Raw genomic sequence first — 15,184 nt, forward strand, 5'->3', positions numbered from 1 at the left:
ATTTTGCGTTGAAAAGCGCTGAATTTGACGACATATCCTTTCTGGCACCTTCCTTGCTAGCTTTTAGTGTCATGCATCTGCATGCATAACGACATTAAAACGAGTAAGGGAAACGACCATGATGAATAAGAAGCACTTGGTACTGCTGGCTTCCGCTGGCGCAATTACGTTAGCCGGTGTTGCAACCGCCCACGCTGATACACTGGAAGATACACTTGAGCGCGGCGCTGTACAGTGTGGCGTCAGCGACGGCCTGCCAGGTTTCTCCGCCCCAGACGATGAAGGTAATTGGCAAGGGCTTGACGTTGACGTATGCCGTGCCGTTGCAGCAGCCGTTCTTGGCGACGCAGATGCAGTTAACTATATTTCCCTAAACGCCGTAGAGCGCTTTACGGCTCTGCAGTCTGGCGAAGTCGATGTACTGTCACGCAACACCACCTGGACCACCACCCGTGACACCACGCTAGGCCTCAATTTCACTGGCGTTAACTTCTATGATGGCCAAGGCTTTATGGTCTCTAGCGACTTGGGTATTTCCAGCGCATCTGAACTAGACGGCGCCGCTATTTGTATCCAGTCCGGCACCACGACTGAGCTGAACCTAGCTGACTACTTCCGTGCTAACGGCATGGAGTTTGACCCTATCGTCTTCGATACCTCTGAACAAACCGTTGGCGGCTTCCAGGCTGGCCGCTGTGACGTTCTGACCTCCGACACTTCCCAGCTGGCTGCCCTGCGTATCCAGCTAGACGACCCGGCTGGCGCAGTGATTCTGCCAGACGTCATCTCCAAAGAGCCGCTAGGCCCAGTGGTACGCCAAGGTGACGATGTATGGTTCAACATTGTGAAGTGGTCGCTATTCGCCATGATTAACGGCGAAGAGTATGGCGTCACCAGCGAAAATGCTGAAGAAATGCTCAGCTCTGAAAATCCTGATGTTGCTCGCTTGCTTGGACAAGATGGTAACTACGGTGAAGGTATGGGCTTAGAAGCTGACTGGGCTTACAACATTCTGAGCCAAGTCGGTAACTATGGTGAAAGCTTTGAGCGCAATGTAGGTATGGGCTCTCCGCTTGAGATTGAACGTGGTGTTAACGCACTGTGGAACCAAGGTGGCTTCCAGTACGCACCGCCGATTCGCTAAGCGTCTCGCTTGACCCCGGCCCGCCGCCCTTTTCAGATAGTTACTGCATTTCTCAGGTACCTATCCCCAGGGGCTAGGCGGGCCATTTGATTGACCGTCCGTATCGCGGAGACGCCTTCCATGTCCGTAAGTCCTAACACTCGCCCCGCTGGCCACAAGCCGCCGTTCTGGCGAGACCGTGCCAAACGTGCGCTTATCTTCCAGCTACTTCTTGTCGCTGCTGTAGCAGCCTTTTTGCTTTACATTGTCGGTAATGTCCAAGACAACTTATCCGCACGTGGCATCACCACCGGGTTTGGTTTCTTAGGCAACACCGCAGGCTTTGGGATTGTACAGAGTCTGATCGACTACTCCTCTCAGAGCACTTATGGCCGCACTTTCCTAGTTGGCTTGCTGAATACACTGTTAGTCGGTGGACTAGGGGTACTAGCCGCTACGATCATCGGCTTTATTGTGGGTATTGCTCGCCTGTCACCTAACTGGCTGCTGGCGCGTTTAGCCACCGCCTATATCGAAACCTTCCGTAATATTCCGCTGCTACTGCAAATCTTCTTCTGGTACTTTGCCGTGCTACGCACGTTGCCGAGCGCCAGAGATAGCATGGCATTCGGCGAAGCAATTTTTCTTAACGTGCGCGGGCTGTATTTACCCCAACCCTTGTTTGAATCTGGCTTTGGCTTAATTCCTCTGACCTTCCTCGTCGCCATCATTGCCAGTATTGCGCTGGTGGTATGGAATAAACGCCGCCATGAAGCCACAGGTAAACGTCTGCCGGCTTACTGGATCTCGTTTGTACTTATTTTTGGTTTACCGCTGTTAGTACTCGTCGCTACCGGTGTGCCGGTGACCTGGGAAATGCCGGAACTACGCGGCTTTAATTTCCGGGGCGGTATTACCGTTATTCCTGAGTTCCTCGCGCTTTGGCTGGCACTGTCGATTTATACCGCCTCATTTATTGCTGAAATTGTTCGCTCAGGTATTCAGGCAATCTCGCACGGGCAAACGGAAGCTGCCCAGGCGCTCAGCCTGCCACGTAACCTAGTACTCCGTTTGGTGGTGATCCCGCAGGCGCTGCGCGTCATTATTCCGCCGTTGACCAGCCAGTACCTGAACTTGATCAAGAACTCGTCGCTGGCCACCGCCATCGGTTATCCAGACCTTGTCTCGGTGTTTGCAGGCACCACGCTGAACCAGACCGGCCAAGCTATTGAAGTCATTGCAATGACCATGGCGGTCTACCTAACCATCAGCCTGCTGGTGTCCATGTTTATGAACTGGTTCAACGCCCGAGTGGCACTGGTTGAACGCTAGGCCGACGGTGAGGATGTTTACATGATCCATAATCAAACAATCATTAAAGAGCGGCCAGCCCCCAGTAGCTCTGTAGGGGCGGTTGCCTGGCTACGTGCCAATCTGTTCAATGGCCCGATCAATACCATCTTTACCCTAATCGGGCTTTACATACTGTATTTGCTGGTAGTTCCCACCGTTCAATGGGCGTTTATCAATGCTGACTGGATAGGCACTACCCGGGATGACTGCTCTAGAGAAGGAGCGTGCTGGGTCTTCATTAACGCCCGCTTTACCCAGTTCATTTATGGTTTGTATCCCCGTGAGGAAATTTGGCGCGCCAACATTGTCTTTGCGGGTTTCTTTACGCTAATAGCATGGCTTGCAATACCTCGCCTGCCTTTCAAGCGCTGGGTGGCGGTATTCGCTCTTGTCGGTTTCCCCATTGTTGCTTATGTGCTGCTACACGGCGGCTACTTTGACATGCCGCGCGTGCCTACGCATCGCTGGGGCGGCTTAATGCTGACCCTGCTGCTAGCGACGGTCGGCATGGTGGGCGCGCTGCCAATCGGTATTGTACTGGCGCTGGGACGACGCTCTAACATGCCCATTGTCAAAAGCTTCTGCGTCGTATTTATCGAGTTCTGGCGCGGTGTGCCACTGATTACCGTACTGTTCATGGCCTCGGTAATGTTGCCGCTTTTCCTACCCTCTGATATGAGCGTCGACCGACTGGTACGGGCGCTGATTGGCTTAACACTGTTCCAAAGCGCTTACATGGCCGAGGTTATTCGTGGGGGGTTGCAGGCCATCCCAAAAGGCCAGGAAGAAGCGGCGGCTGCGCTAGGCATGACCTACTGGAAGCGGATGGGACTGATTGTGCTTCCTCAGGCGCTGAAAATGATGATTCCCGGCATCGTGAACACCTTCATTTCGCTGTTTAAAGACACCACCCTGGTCATGATCATCGGGCTATTTGACCTATTGGGGATCGTGCAAGCGGCGCTGGCCGACTCACGCTGGCTTGGCTTCTCGCTGGAAGGCTATGTGTTTGCCGCCTTCATGTTCTGGATCTTCTGTTTCAGCATGTCGCGCTATAGCCAGTATTTAGAACGCAAGCTGCACACCGGCCATAAGCGCTAACGCCGCTTTTATTAACGATTTTTAGCAGGATAAAGACATGACTCAAGCAGCCACCAACATCTCTGATACTCGTACTTCTGACCTGATGGTTGAAATGCGCGGCGTTAACAAATGGTACGGCGATTTTCACGTGCTGCGCGATATCGATCTGGAAGTAAAGCGCGGTGAGCGTATTGTTATTTGCGGGCCCTCAGGCTCGGGCAAATCTACGTTGATTCGCTGTATCAACCACCTAGAAGAGCATCAGCAAGGCGATATCGTGGTAGGCGGTGTACCGCTTACCCAAGACGTTAAGCGTATTGAGCAAATCCGCCGTAGCGTGGGCATGGTATTCCAGCACTTTAATCTGTTCCCCCACTTAACGGTGCTGGAAAACTGCTGTATCGCACCCATGTGGGTGCAAAAAAAGCCGCGCCGCGAGGCAGAAGAAATGGCCATGCAGTACTTAGAGCGGGTACGTATTGCCGAGCAGGCACTTAAGTACCCAGGTCAGCTTTCCGGCGGCCAGCAGCAGCGGGTAGCCATAGCCCGTTCGCTGTGCATGCACCCTGATGTCATGCTGTTCGATGAACCCACCTCGGCCCTTGACCCAGAAATGATCAAGGAAGTACTCGACGTTATGGTTGAACTGGCCAATGAAGGCATGACCATGCTGTGTGTGACCCATGAAATGGGCTTTGCCAAAACCGTTGCCGACCGGGTGATTTTTATGGATCAGGGGCAAATCATCGAAGAAAACGCCCCCGAGCCGTTCTTCAATAACCCGCAGTCAGAACGTACCCAGCTCTTCTTAAGCCAGATTCTAGGGCACTAAGTAAAGCGACTGATAAGACGATGGGCCTCAGCGTAGGCCCATTTTTATCTTTAGTTTATCGCTAGCGACGCCGACTCACCGGCACAAGAGAGACCGTTCAAAATGGAAAAGCTATTTATTGATCGTGCGCCACAGCCGATTGCCCCCTTTTCGCACGCTTGCCGAGTGGGCGATTTAGTATTTATTACCGGCCAAATGCCCACCGTACCTGAAACCAACGAAATGCTGCTGGGGACATTTACCGAACAAACCCACCGCGTGATGCAAAACCTAGCGATCGTGTTAGAAGAAGTGGGCAGCGACTTTGAATATGTCGTGCAGTCACGGGTCTTTATTACCAACATGGGCCATTTTGACGAGGTTAATCGCGTGTACGCCAGCTACTTCAAGCAACCTCTGCCAACCCGCACCTGTATTGGGGTAACAGGCCTTGCCGGTGGTGCCGATGTCGAAGTAGATATGATTGCTTGGATCCCTCCCGCGCCAAAAGCCGACTAATCACCCAGCAGGGTAATACTGGCAGGCTGCAGGGCTAACTGTTCACGGTGTTGCGCCAGCGGCCTATCGGCGAGCGCCGTGAGTAGTATTTGTAACGGGTCGCCATGACTAACCACTAGCACTGTTTCGCCTTCACAACGGCGTTCTAGCTCATTAATCACTACGCACATCCTTGCAGCCACCTTGCTAACTGGCTCCACCTGGTGCTGTTGATGCTCAGCATCCTGGGCGTCTAGCGCCCATACATCAGGATAATAGCGATCCGCTTGGCCATCGAACTCACCGAAGTAGCGTTCACGCAGACGCTCCTCTTTTTCCAGCGTTAAATCAAACACACTGGCGACTCTTTCAGCAGTTTGTGTGGTTCGCAGAAAGTCCGAGTGCAACACCTTGGTAGGCGTCGGCCACCGCCACTGCTGAGCAACAGCCAATAGTTGCTTTTCCCCCAAAGGTGACAAGCCAAAATCGTATAGACCACGCTCAGGTGAACTAATAATGAGCCCCCGTTCATTCGCTTGGCTGTGACCATGACGCATCAAAAGATAACGGTTTCGCCAAAAGCAAAGTGGCTTAGAAGATTCTGCCGACATTTTTTCCCTTATTAATTTTTTCCCTGAATCATGGATGTTTGACCAAATGCCAAACGCTTGCCATGGTTAGAGAGTAACTAACGACAAGGAGGACGTACGACGATGACCACCTATATTGTGGTAGCTGACGCCGCTCGTGCACGCATTTTTACTCGTGATGCATTACAACTTGCTGAACATGAAAGCCTTGTACACGCAGCAGGCAGGCTGCATGAAGGCGACTTAATTACTGACCGCCGCGGTGCCGATGTCCATGAATCCACGTCAACGTCGTCGCGCTCATCAGGAGAGGAAGGCACTGCCTCACACCATGAAAATGAGCTGTTTGCCAAGGAAGTTGCCAAGCGCTTATATGGGGCACGGGTCGACAACAGCATGGAAAAACTCATCATGGTTGCGCCGCCTAAATTTCTTGGTTTGCTGCGTGAAAAACTCGATAACACCACCCAAAAGCTGGTCATTCATACGCTTTCAAAGGATTTGAGCAAAGCCTCTCTTGCCGATATTCAACATGCCGTAAGCGACTTACGCTAACGTTTTCACCGTCACTCGTTCTTTTTCTGAATAGGATGCTTTTCAACTAAATTTCAGCTAAAGAAGTGGTCGCTCTTGCCGATATATGCTTATTCCTATATCGATTTTGAGAGCGACCATGTTTTCCTCCCTACGCGCCCGCATTTTATTAGCCGCCCTGACCGCTATTGTGCTAGCTCTGATTATTAACGGCATCGCTAGCTACACCACTATAAAATTCCATAACACTCAGCAAGTAAGCAGAAACCTCAATGCTGTTGTCGATGGTAACACCCAAGCAATTAATGAGTGGTTTAACGCCCGTTATACAATGCTGGCTAGCATGGAAGATGCGGCAAGCAGTAGCGACCCTCTTGTCGCTCTGCGCCAGCTGGCTAGCTCTGGCAACTTTTTAACCTCTTATCTGGCCTATCCTTCCACATCTGACGCGGTTTTCTCTGACGGCTGGCAACCACCTAGTGATTACGACCCACGCCAACGGCCGTGGTACGAGGCTGCTGCAAAAGCACAAGACACCATTATCACAGCCCCTTATGTGGACGCTCAAACCGGTGGATTAGTCGTTACCTTTGCTCGCCCTTTTTATCGTAATGGTCAGCTCGCTGCTGTCATTGGTGCTGATATTACAATAGAAGACGTTATTGAAATTGTCGCCAGCATTGCCCCGACACCTTCAAGCTTTGGCTTTTTGACGACGGAGGATGGCACGCTTGTAGCGCATCCTGACGCTCAACTAACGCTTGAGCCCTCTTCAGTATTGAGCAGCGATCTTACCAACGACAGTCTGGCTCAGATTATCCAAGCCGAAGAGCCCCAAGCGCTTGAACTACAAGACAGTGCCAAGCTGCTAATGGGAAGTACCGTTGGCGGCAGCAGTGGCTGGCAGCTGGTGGTAGCGCTTGATGAATACGAAGCGACCGCTGGTCTGCGTGCCATCGCGACAACCTCGATCATTACCCTGCTCGTCGTCGCCGCCATTACCGCAGTGGTATTTAGCCTACTACTTTCCCTACTGCTTCGCCGCTTGCTAGGCGTGCGTAATGCAATGGATAACATTGCTTCCGGAGAAGGTGATTTAACCCAGCGCCTGCCGGAAGAAGGCAACGATGAAGTGACCCAAATTGCCAGCGCTTTCAACAGCTTTGTTGGCAAAATGGAAGCCGTATTGATTGATGTACGCACAAGCAGTGAAGCTGTTCACCATGCGGCTAATGAAATTGCCATGGGCGGTCAGGATTTATCGCGCCGCACCGATAACGCTGCGTCTAGCCTGCAGCAAACGTCTGCATCGGTTGAGCAAATCACCAGCACGGTTCAGCACACCGCTGCCTCTGCGCAGGAAGCCAACCAACTTTCCAATGAGGCGTCAAACGTCGCGAAAGAAGGTGGTCAAGTGGTGGCAAATGTCGTTACCACGATGGAAGACATTACCCATGCTTCCGATAAAATTGGCGACATCGTCACATTAATGAACAGCATTTCGTTTCAAACCAACCTGCTGGCACTTAACGCTTCGGTAGAAGCTGCCCGAGCAGGTGAACATGGCCGAGGTTTTGCAGTCGTTGCTGATGAAGTACGTAAGCTAGCAGGGCGCAGTAGCGAAGCAGCCAATGATATCCAAAAACTGATTGAGGATTCGCAAACCAAAGTCAATAAAGGCACCTCGCTGGTGCGCAACGCAGGTGCAACGATGCAGGATATCGTGGCCCATATTACCCGCGTGACGGAGGTACTTGCCGAAATTAACGCGGCCACCAGCGAGCAGAGCGATGGCATTAACCAAGTCAACATTGCGGTTGCTGAGCTTGACCGTATGACCCAAGAAAACGCTGCAATGGTGGAAGAGTCCACGACCGCTGCCGAACAGCTAAAAGAGCAAGCTGAGCATCTCTCGGGGACGATCAGCAGCTTTAAGCTGTCGCATGCCACTACACCGGCTCTCCAGGTGCCCTATCAAGCGTCTGCCAGCCAACATCGCCATATTGCCTAAGGAATATGCTATGCATTTTCGCTCGTTACGCTCTTTTGTCGTGGCACTGGCAGGCCCCTGCCTGCTAGCCATTGTGGCTGCACTGGTGGTGTATAACCTGATCGCCGCCACTCATACCCAGCAAACCGTGGATGAGCATACCAGTGAACTCATGAACAGCGCGCTGGATGCCCGCTTAAATGCGATTGCCGATGCCGAGGGACGACGCATTCAACGCGAGCTGGATAAAGCGATGACGCTAGCCAAGCAGCTCGCCACGACCAACGCGTTAATGGGCGTAGAAGACGCAGAAGGCCAGCGTGCGCTGTACTTAAGCCGCCGACAGCTCTCCAACTTAGTACGGCAAACAGTTGCTGATAACCCTGAACTTTTGGATGCCTATATTGGCTGGGAACCCAATGCCTTTGGAGACGACGCACGCTACGCGGGTGACGAGCGCTACGGTCATGACGGCAGCGGCCGCTTTATGCCCTGGTGGTACCGCACGGAAGAGGGTGAGTTAGCCATACTCCCGTTAGGTGACGACATGGAAAGCGAGACGCGTCTGGCCAGCGGCGTGCGTGAAGGAGAGTACTACCTGTGTCCGCGTGAAACCTTGACCGCCTGTATTATTGACCCGGCAGCGTACGACTTTGGCGGCGAGACCCAGCTAGTCACCTCGTTCAACGCACCGATCTTGGTGGATGGCGAATTTCGCGGAATCGCAGGGGTTGATTTAGCGCTTAACTTTATTCAAACCCTGTTAAGCGATGCTAATCAAGCGCTTTACAATGGCGCAGGACGGATGACACTAGTGGCAGGGCGTGGCGGTTTAGTTGCCGATACCGCTAACCAGGACTCCCTGGGGGCACACGCTAGCGACTCCCTAAATGCCACTCTGTTGGCAGGTATTGAACAAGCCGCTACTCAGGGGAGTCTCCACAGCAGCATGGCGGACGGTATGCTTCAGCGCTATCAGCCAATTACCCTTGGCGACACTGATCAGCCCTGGGTGCTGGTACTACAGCTGCCTGAATCAGTGGTATTGGCCGAGCTAAACGCCTTGCAAGATGTGCTCAGTGAACAGCGTCAACAAAACACCCTGGGCATGACACTGGTGGGGCTGCTGTTGGCAGCCATTGGTGTTGCCGCACTGTGGTGGATTGGTGGACGCATCGCACGTCCCCTTAAGCGCTTGGCTAATCGTATGGAAGAGATCGCTACGGGACATGGCGACCTGACCCAACGTTTGCCGGTTCATGGCCGCGATGAAAGTGCAGCTGTAGCAACACAGTTCAATGCCTTCGCAGAGAAAATCCAAGCCATTTTGCTGGATGTCCGACGCAGCAGCGAAGCAGTCAACCACGCGGCCAATGAGATTACCCAAGGGGGGCACGACCTTTCACGGCGTACCGAACAGGCCGCCGCCAGCCTGCAACAGACATCTTCTGCCATGGAAGAGATCAGCAGTACCGTTGGTCACACCACCCACGCTTCTCAGGAGGCCAGCGGGCTCTCACAAACCGCCTCTGAATTAGCAGCCCGAACAGATAGTGCATTTGAGCAGGTGGTCGCTACGATGACCGATATTCGCACTAATTCTGATGAAATTCAGAGTATTGTCAGCGTTATTGATGGCATCGCTTTCCAAACCAATCTGCTAGCGCTAAACGCCTCTGTAGAAGCAGCTCGTGCTGGGGAGCATGGCCGTGGGTTTGCCGTCGTGGCGGATGAAGTCAGGCAACTGGCCTCTCGCAGCAGCGATGCCGCCAAAGACATCCGTCAACGCATCAATGCCTCGGCAGGTAAGGTAGAAAGCGGCACTCAAATGGTGCGCGATGCAGAAGCAGCGATGCATGAGTTAGCCCAAAGCGTAACGCGAGTGACCCAAATGCTTGGCGATATCAGCACGGCAGCGAGGGAACAAAATGATGGCATCAGCCAGGTAAGCATTGCCGTCACCGACCTTGATCAGATGACTCAGCAAAATGCGGCCCTGGTGGAAGAGTCCACCACTGCTGCCGAACAGCTAAAAGATCAGGCTGAGCGGCTCGATGCACTGGTAGGCGGCTTCATACTCGAAACGAATAGTAGTCGCCAGGATCAACCCACCCTGCCTGCGCCAACGCCTGCTCGACAGTACTAATCAACCCCAACGAGGGATAGTAAAACAGATCCATTAGGCCACGTTGATATTAAGCGGTATAACACCTGGCCTAGGGGATCGGCGGTAAAGGGATGTCATCACTGCGCTTGGCACCCGCCGTCATCTCACGGCAAAGCCGCAAGAACTCGCGCACGCCGGTGGTGAGATACTTGTGACGGTGCCAAATAAAGGTGAACTGACGTTTTAAGTCTAACTCCGGTGTTGGCAGCGGCACTAAGCTGCCACGCCGGAAAGCATCACGCAGCGCGAGCCTGGAAACGCAGCCAATGCCCAGGCCCGACTCTACCGCCCGCTTAATGCCCTCGGTATGTTCAAGCTCCAGCAGGGTATTAAACCGGCTACGCCGATGCCGCGCGGCATGCTCAAGGGTCATGCGAGTGCCAGACCCCTCCTCGCGCATTATCCAATCTTCTCGCAGCAGTTGTTCCAACTCCAAGTGTTCACGCCCTGCCAACGGATGGCGCGGTGAGCAAAACACACACAGCTCATCCTCTACCCAGGGCTGGCTGATAATCATATCGTCGTCGCACTGGCCTTCAATCAACCCTAAATCAAGCGAGTGCTGGCGCACACTCTCAATAATGTGGCGCGTATTACGCACCGCTAAGCGCACCCGACTACCGGGATAGCGCTGCATAAAATCACTAATCAATAAAGTCGCTAAATAATTACCTATAGTCAGCGTTGCCCCCACCTCCAACGCGCCCACCCCTTGCTGGCCTCGCAACAACTCTTCCACTTCTTCCGCCCTATCCAGCAAGGCAACCGCTTTAGGCAACAGCTGAAAGCCCAACGCATTGAGTTTTAGACGCTTGCCAATGCGGTCAAGCAGTTGGCAGTCAAATTGACGCTCAAGCTCCGCCAGCGCTGTGCTGGTGGCAGATTGAGACATAGCAAGGGCACGCGCCGCCTGAGAAACACTTTCGTGTTGGGCGACGGCTACAAAGACTTCTAACTGGCGCAAGGTGTAATGCATAGCAGCGACCTATCTTGATTCGGCATTTATATCTATTTTTTAGATAAGGGTTATCAGTATAATTTGCTTAACAGATAACCCTCTCTTTATTTATAATCATAGACAACATATTTAGCCATTTTTTATACTTTTTTAGAATATGGCAGACGAGGCTTACGCCACTCTGCCCATTGGAGGAGTCAGCATGAGCAAGTTTGCCTTGGAAGAAGTTCTCAGCGTTCACCACTGGAACGACACTCTGTTCAGCTTTCGCACTACCCGTGAACGCAGTCTGCGCTTCAAAAACGGCCAGTTTGTTATGATCGGCTTGGAAGTCAACGGTAAACCGTTGATGCGTGCTTACTCCATTGCCAGCCCCAATTACGAAGACCATCTAGAATTTTTCAGCATCAAAGTACCCGATGGCCCGCTTACCTCGCGCTTGCAGCATCTAAAAGTTGGCGACCAAATTATGGTCAGCCGTAAGCCTACCGGCACGCTGGTATGCGATGACCTGCTACCGGGCCGTAACCTTTATATGCTTTCCACCGGCACAGGCCTCGCACCATTTATGAGTCTCATCCAAGACCCTGAAGTGTACGAGCGCTTTGAAAAAGTGGTGCTGATACATGGCGTGCGCGAAGTGTCTGAGCTGGCTTACGCCCACTTCATTACCAAAGAGTTACCTGCGCACGAATATCTGGGCGATGACATTGCCGAGAAACTGGTGTACTACCCCACGGTTACCCGTGAAGAGTTTCACACCATGGGGCGCCTGACCGACCACATTCGCAGCGGCAAGCTGTTTGAAGATACCGGTCTTCCGCCGATTGACCCACGCCAAGACCGCGCGATGATTTGCGGTAGCCCCGCCATGCTCGACGACACTAGCGCACTGCTAGACGAGCTGGGCTTGAATATTTCCCCGCGCATGGGCGAGCCGGGCGACTACGTGATTGAGCGCGCCTTTGTTGAAAAGTAAGCAGTAACAAGCAAGAAATTGGCGGCTAGGTAAGCGACCGCCAACTAATAACAACGCCCCGCTAAACAACACCATTTAGCGGGGCGTTTTGGTAACGTTAGGCAGCTAGGCCTGTCGCGGTTAAACCGCGTCTTTACCGGTTTCACCAGTACGAATACGGATTACCTGCTCCAGTGGCATTACAAAGATTTTACCGTCACCGATCTTACCGGTGTTTGCCACTTGAGTGATGGCATCAATCACCTGCTCGGCCATATCGTCATCAACGGCTACTTCTAATTTCACCTTGGGCAGAAAATCCACCACGTACTCTGCACCACGGTATAGCTCAGTATGGCCTTTCTGACGGCCAAAGCCCTTCACTTCCGTTACCGTAATGCCCTGCACGCCGATATCAGAGAGCGATTCGCGTACGTCATCAAGCTTAAACGGCTTGATAATGGCTGAGATCAATTTCATTGCGACATCCTCTAGCTTGGTGGCCTTTTATCAAAGGGTGGCGGGACACTGCTGTTAGCCAAGCCCGTTAGCGTTAAGCATACACCGCTACCGGCAGAGAATAAAAAATCAACGCCATGGATTGTAAGAATACACTAAAACAAAAAGGCCTCCCGATAGGGAGGCCGAAAGAACACGCCAGCTCACTTCATTAGCGCAGGCTTATTTCTTAACGCTAAACTCAGGGTAGGCTTCAAGACCACACTCGGCGATATCGACACCTTCATACTCTTCTTCTTCGCTAACGCGAATTCCCATGATGGCTTTCAGTACCAGCCAGACCACAAGACTTGCCACGAATACCCAGCCAAAGATACCGACGATACCAATCAGCTGTGCACCGAAAGAAGCATCACCATTGGTCAGCGGCACTGCTAGTACACCCCAGATACCCACAACACCGTGTACCGAGATTGCACCCACTGGATCATCAAGTTTCAGCTTGTCCAACGTGACAATAGAGGCGACGACGATCACACCACCCACAGCACCAATCACAGCAGCGCCCAGTGCAGAAGGAGACAGCGGATCAGCGGTAATCGCCACTAGACCTGCTAACGCGCCGTTCAGTGCCATAGTAAGGTCAGCTTTACGGAACCACAGCTTGGCAAGAATCAGTGCCGCTAGAACGCCACCCGCAGCGGCTGCGTTGGTGTTCACAAATACTTGAGCAACGTTGTTAGCAGAGCTGATATCAGACATTTTCAGCTCAGAGCCACCGTTGAAACCGAACCAGCCCATCCACAGAATGAAGGTACCCAGGGTCGCCAGCGGCATATTTGCGCCTGGAATCGCATGGATCGAGCCATCTTTACCGTACTTACCTTTACGTGGGCCAAGCACTAAGACACCAGCTAAGGCAGCGGCTGCACCAGCTAAGTGAACAATGCCGGAACCTGCATAGTCAGAGTAACCCACTTCAGACAACCAGCCGCCGCCCCATGTCCAGTAACCAGATACTGGGTAGATAAAGGCTGTCATCACCACGGCGAAGGCCAAGAATGCCCACAGTTTCATACGCTCGGCAACCGCACCCGACACAATCGACATGGCGGTTGCGACAAACACTACCTGGAAGAAAAAGTCAGAGCGCATGGAGTAATAAGGTGCATCGTCACCACCAGCCGTCACCGCATCAACGCTATTTTCAGTGCCAATCAGAAAGCCAAGGTTAGGTAAGAAGCCACCCGCGCTGCTGGAATACATGATGTAGTAACCCACCAGTAAGTACATGGTGCAGGCAATCGCAAACAGCGCGATATTTTTGGTCAAAATCTCGGCGGTATTTTTTGAACGCACCAAACCCGCTTCAAGCATCGAGAAGCCAGCGGCCATCCACATTACGAGCACGCCGCAAATTAAGAAGTAAAACGTATCGAGCGCATAGCTCAAATCAGCTAACTCATTCATGAGGTGTTCCCCGTTGTACTAAGAGAAGTTATACGTAAAAACAGTCCGGAAAGTGTTGATCACACAGCGTCTGCGCCGCGCTCACCGGTACGAATACGGATCACATCTTCTAATGGCGTTACAAACACCTTGCCGTCGCCAATTTTGCCACTGTTAGCTGCGCTGCAAATGGCGTCGAGAACGCTCTCCAAGCGCGCATCATCGACAGCAACCTCTACTTTTACTTTAGGTAGGAAATCGACCACATACTCCGCGCCACGGTACAGCTCGGTATGCCCTTTTTGACGGCCAAAGCCTTTGACTTCAGTAACCGTAATGCCCTGAACGCCGTTATCGGCGAGCGCTTCACGAACGTCGTCAAGCTTGAATGGCTTGATGATAGCGGTGATGAGTTTCATCCCGGATCTCCCCTGCTGGATTAGGTAGCGGCAGCGCCGCCCGAGTTAAGTACTTACCTCGTCAATGCGCATACCGTGCCACTCAATTTTTTTTGCTTAAAAGTCAGCAGGTTGTTTCACATAATTTAAAATTATCTAACGGGGGGTCAGGCATAGCAGCATTTGCCATTAGCTGCTTGCACCATAAAAGAACATTAACAAAAGCGAGACGCTTCATTTCGATGCAGCAGACCAATTGCGAAAGGACTGAGTCTAAATTGCAAACGACGCATGCGTATTGGCGACGGGTTGCGTATCCTTATTAATAAGCAGTGCACATTTATGCGTGGACATTTAAGGAGAGAGCGATGGCGCCTCAAGATCGCATTAGCCGTTTAGCCCAGCAAATCGGGGATCGTCTGCAAAACGCATCCCAAGCCCCAGAAGACATTCAAAAGGGCGTACAGCAGGTGGTACGCGGTGCCTTTGACCGGCTGGAACTGGTGTCACGGGAAGACTTTGATATTTTGATGGATGTACTACAGCGCACGCGCTCACGCGTTGAAGCGCTGGAGCGGCAGGTAGCCAGCCTTGAGGCAGCGGTGGAAGCCTCTACGTCTACAAGCAACACCCCTGTTGAAGCAGAAGCACCACCAGCACCCGTTCAACCACAAGGTACTAGTGCTAACAGTACCGAGCCGCCTAAAACGGATACTACAAAGTAAGCAACATCCGTTTGCCAGCGGTGAGAGATACCAGCTGCTGGCTTCTTTATCTATTTAGCCACCATCACCATCACTCACAGTCGAAATG

At 52.5% G+C, this 15,184-nt stretch carries 15 protein-coding genes; 10 read left to right on the forward strand and 5 right to left on the reverse strand.

All coding sequences use genetic code 11. The features are described from left to right. The first annotated feature begins 118 nt into the window (after positions 1 to 118). The 5 genes from K1Y77_RS15440 (at position 119) to K1Y77_RS15460 (ending at position 4,889) form a co-directional block, all read left to right on the forward strand. The gene (locus K1Y77_RS15440) at positions 119 to 1,144 is read left to right on the forward strand and encodes an amino acid ABC transporter substrate-binding protein (RefSeq protein ID WP_030071113.1); all 1,026 of its coding nucleotides are present in this window, start codon (positions 119 to 121) and stop codon (positions 1,142 to 1,144) included. 120 nt (positions 1,145 to 1,264) lie between these two features. Continuing rightward, positions 1,265 to 2,455, forward strand: a complete 1,191-nt coding sequence (locus K1Y77_RS15445; protein ID WP_030071114.1) for an amino acid ABC transporter permease — start codon at positions 1,265 to 1,267, stop codon at positions 2,453 to 2,455. Between the two features lie 21 nt (positions 2,456 to 2,476). Then, on the forward strand, positions 2,477 to 3,577 hold the full coding sequence (locus K1Y77_RS15450) for an amino acid ABC transporter permease (protein WP_264017424.1): 1,101 nt from the start codon (positions 2,477 to 2,479) through the stop codon (positions 3,575 to 3,577). An 85-nt stretch (positions 3,578 to 3,662) separates the two neighbouring features. After that, positions 3,663 to 4,391, forward strand: coding sequence for an amino acid ABC transporter ATP-binding protein (locus K1Y77_RS15455; protein ID WP_009723183.1), 729 nt, complete (start codon positions 3,663 to 3,665; stop codon positions 4,389 to 4,391). 102 nt (positions 4,392 to 4,493) lie between these two features. After that, a complete protein-coding gene (locus tag K1Y77_RS15460; protein ID WP_264429365.1) occupies positions 4,494 to 4,889 on the forward strand; it encodes a RidA family protein in 396 nt (131 codons plus the stop codon). Here K1Y77_RS15460 and K1Y77_RS15465 read toward each other — a convergent pair. Continuing rightward, positions 4,886 to 5,479 (reverse strand): histidine phosphatase family protein, encoded by a 594-nt coding sequence (locus K1Y77_RS15465; RefSeq protein ID WP_264429367.1) that lies wholly within the window; start codon positions 5,477 to 5,479, stop codon positions 4,886 to 4,888. The two genes, K1Y77_RS15460 and K1Y77_RS15465, sit on opposite strands and share 4 nt — an antisense overlap. Before the next feature lie 102 nt (positions 5,480 to 5,581). On the opposite strand from K1Y77_RS15465, the gene K1Y77_RS15470 reads away from it, so the two are divergent. The 3 genes from K1Y77_RS15470 to K1Y77_RS15480 all read left to right on the forward strand — a co-directional run bounded on the left by K1Y77_RS15470 (position 5,582) and on the right by K1Y77_RS15480 (position 10,128). Beyond that, a complete protein-coding gene (locus K1Y77_RS15470; RefSeq protein WP_264429369.1) occupies positions 5,582 to 6,013 on the forward strand; it encodes a host attachment protein in 432 nt (143 codons plus the stop codon). 118 nt (positions 6,014 to 6,131) lie between these two features. Continuing rightward, on the forward strand, positions 6,132 to 8,003 hold the full coding sequence (locus K1Y77_RS15475; RefSeq protein ID WP_264429370.1) for a methyl-accepting chemotaxis protein: 1,872 nt from the start codon (positions 6,132 to 6,134) through the stop codon (positions 8,001 to 8,003). 10 nt (positions 8,004 to 8,013) lie between these two features. Beyond that, a complete protein-coding gene (locus tag K1Y77_RS15480; protein WP_264017420.1) occupies positions 8,014 to 10,128 on the forward strand; it encodes a methyl-accepting chemotaxis protein in 2,115 nt (704 codons plus the stop codon). Between the two features lie 70 nt (positions 10,129 to 10,198). Here K1Y77_RS15480 and K1Y77_RS15485 read toward each other — a convergent pair whose 3' ends face one another. Then, the gene (locus K1Y77_RS15485; RefSeq protein ID WP_030071129.1) at positions 10,199 to 11,125 is read right to left on the reverse strand and encodes a LysR family transcriptional regulator; all 927 of its coding nucleotides are present in this window, start codon (positions 11,123 to 11,125) and stop codon (positions 10,199 to 10,201) included. A 184-nt stretch (positions 11,126 to 11,309) separates the two neighbouring features. Between K1Y77_RS15485 and K1Y77_RS15490 the strand changes: the two genes are divergently transcribed. After that, positions 11,310 to 12,086, forward strand: coding sequence for a ferredoxin--NADP reductase (locus tag K1Y77_RS15490; RefSeq protein ID WP_264429372.1), 777 nt, complete (start codon positions 11,310 to 11,312; stop codon positions 12,084 to 12,086). Between the two features lie 120 nt (positions 12,087 to 12,206). Here the strand turns inward: K1Y77_RS15490 and glnK are convergent, their stop codons facing one another. The 3 genes from glnK to K1Y77_RS15505 form a co-directional block, all read right to left on the reverse strand. Continuing rightward, positions 12,207 to 12,545: a P-II family nitrogen regulator gene (glnK, locus tag K1Y77_RS15495; protein ID WP_009098335.1), complete on the reverse strand. Its 339-nt coding sequence runs from the start codon at positions 12,543 to 12,545 to the stop codon at positions 12,207 to 12,209. A 201-nt stretch (positions 12,546 to 12,746) separates the two neighbouring features. Then, positions 12,747 to 13,994 carry an ammonium transporter gene (locus K1Y77_RS15500; RefSeq protein ID WP_030071135.1) on the reverse strand — a complete coding sequence of 416 codons (1,248 nt, stop codon included), beginning with the start codon at positions 13,992 to 13,994 and terminating at the stop codon, positions 12,747 to 12,749. A 59-nt stretch (positions 13,995 to 14,053) separates the two neighbouring features. Beyond that, on the reverse strand, positions 14,054 to 14,392 hold the full coding sequence (locus tag K1Y77_RS15505) for a P-II family nitrogen regulator (protein WP_007112359.1): 339 nt from the start codon (positions 14,390 to 14,392) through the stop codon (positions 14,054 to 14,056). A 347-nt stretch (positions 14,393 to 14,739) separates the two neighbouring features. On the opposite strand from K1Y77_RS15505, the gene K1Y77_RS15510 reads away from it, so the two are divergent. Further along, positions 14,740 to 15,096 (forward strand): accessory factor UbiK family protein, encoded by a 357-nt coding sequence (locus tag K1Y77_RS15510; protein WP_264429392.1) that lies wholly within the window; start codon positions 14,740 to 14,742, stop codon positions 15,094 to 15,096. Positions 15,097 to 15,184 lie beyond the last annotated feature (88 nt).

The organism is Halomonas qaidamensis (assembly GCF_025917315.1).
In the GTDB taxonomy this organism is placed as follows: domain Bacteria; phylum Pseudomonadota; class Gammaproteobacteria; order Pseudomonadales; family Halomonadaceae; genus Vreelandella; species Vreelandella qaidamensis.

Coding starts and splice junctions, on each gene's coding strand:
- K1Y77_RS15500 (WP_030071135.1), bottom strand. CDS start 13,994: ATGAATGAGTTAGCTGATTTGAGCTATGCGCTCGATACGTTTTACTTC.
- K1Y77_RS15455 (WP_009723183.1), top strand. CDS start 3,663: ATGGTTGAAATGCGCGGCGTTAACAAATGGTACGGCGATTTTCACGTG.
- K1Y77_RS15440 (WP_030071113.1), top strand. CDS start 119: ATGATGAATAAGAAGCACTTGGTACTGCTGGCTTCCGCTGGCGCAATT.
- K1Y77_RS15505 (WP_007112359.1), bottom strand. CDS start 14,392: ATGAAACTCATCACCGCTATCATCAAGCCATTCAAGCTTGACGACGTT.
- glnK (WP_009098335.1), bottom strand. CDS start 12,545: ATGAAATTGATCTCAGCCATTATCAAGCCGTTTAAGCTTGATGACGTA.
- K1Y77_RS15490 (WP_264429372.1), top strand. CDS start 11,310: ATGAGCAAGTTTGCCTTGGAAGAAGTTCTCAGCGTTCACCACTGGAAC.
- K1Y77_RS15450 (WP_264017424.1), top strand. CDS start 2,477: ATGATCCATAATCAAACAATCATTAAAGAGCGGCCAGCCCCCAGTAGC.
- K1Y77_RS15475 (WP_264429370.1), top strand. CDS start 6,132: ATGTTTTCCTCCCTACGCGCCCGCATTTTATTAGCCGCCCTGACCGCT.
- K1Y77_RS15480 (WP_264017420.1), top strand. CDS start 8,014: ATGCATTTTCGCTCGTTACGCTCTTTTGTCGTGGCACTGGCAGGCCCC.
- K1Y77_RS15465 (WP_264429367.1), bottom strand. CDS start 5,479: ATGTCGGCAGAATCTTCTAAGCCACTTTGCTTTTGGCGAAACCGTTAT.
- K1Y77_RS15460 (WP_264429365.1), top strand. CDS start 4,494: ATGGAAAAGCTATTTATTGATCGTGCGCCACAGCCGATTGCCCCCTTT.
- K1Y77_RS15485 (WP_030071129.1), bottom strand. CDS start 11,125: ATGCATTACACCTTGCGCCAGTTAGAAGTCTTTGTAGCCGTCGCCCAA.
- K1Y77_RS15445 (WP_030071114.1), top strand. CDS start 1,265: ATGTCCGTAAGTCCTAACACTCGCCCCGCTGGCCACAAGCCGCCGTTC.
- K1Y77_RS15470 (WP_264429369.1), top strand. CDS start 5,582: ATGACCACCTATATTGTGGTAGCTGACGCCGCTCGTGCACGCATTTTT.
- K1Y77_RS15510 (WP_264429392.1), top strand. CDS start 14,740: ATGGCGCCTCAAGATCGCATTAGCCGTTTAGCCCAGCAAATCGGGGAT.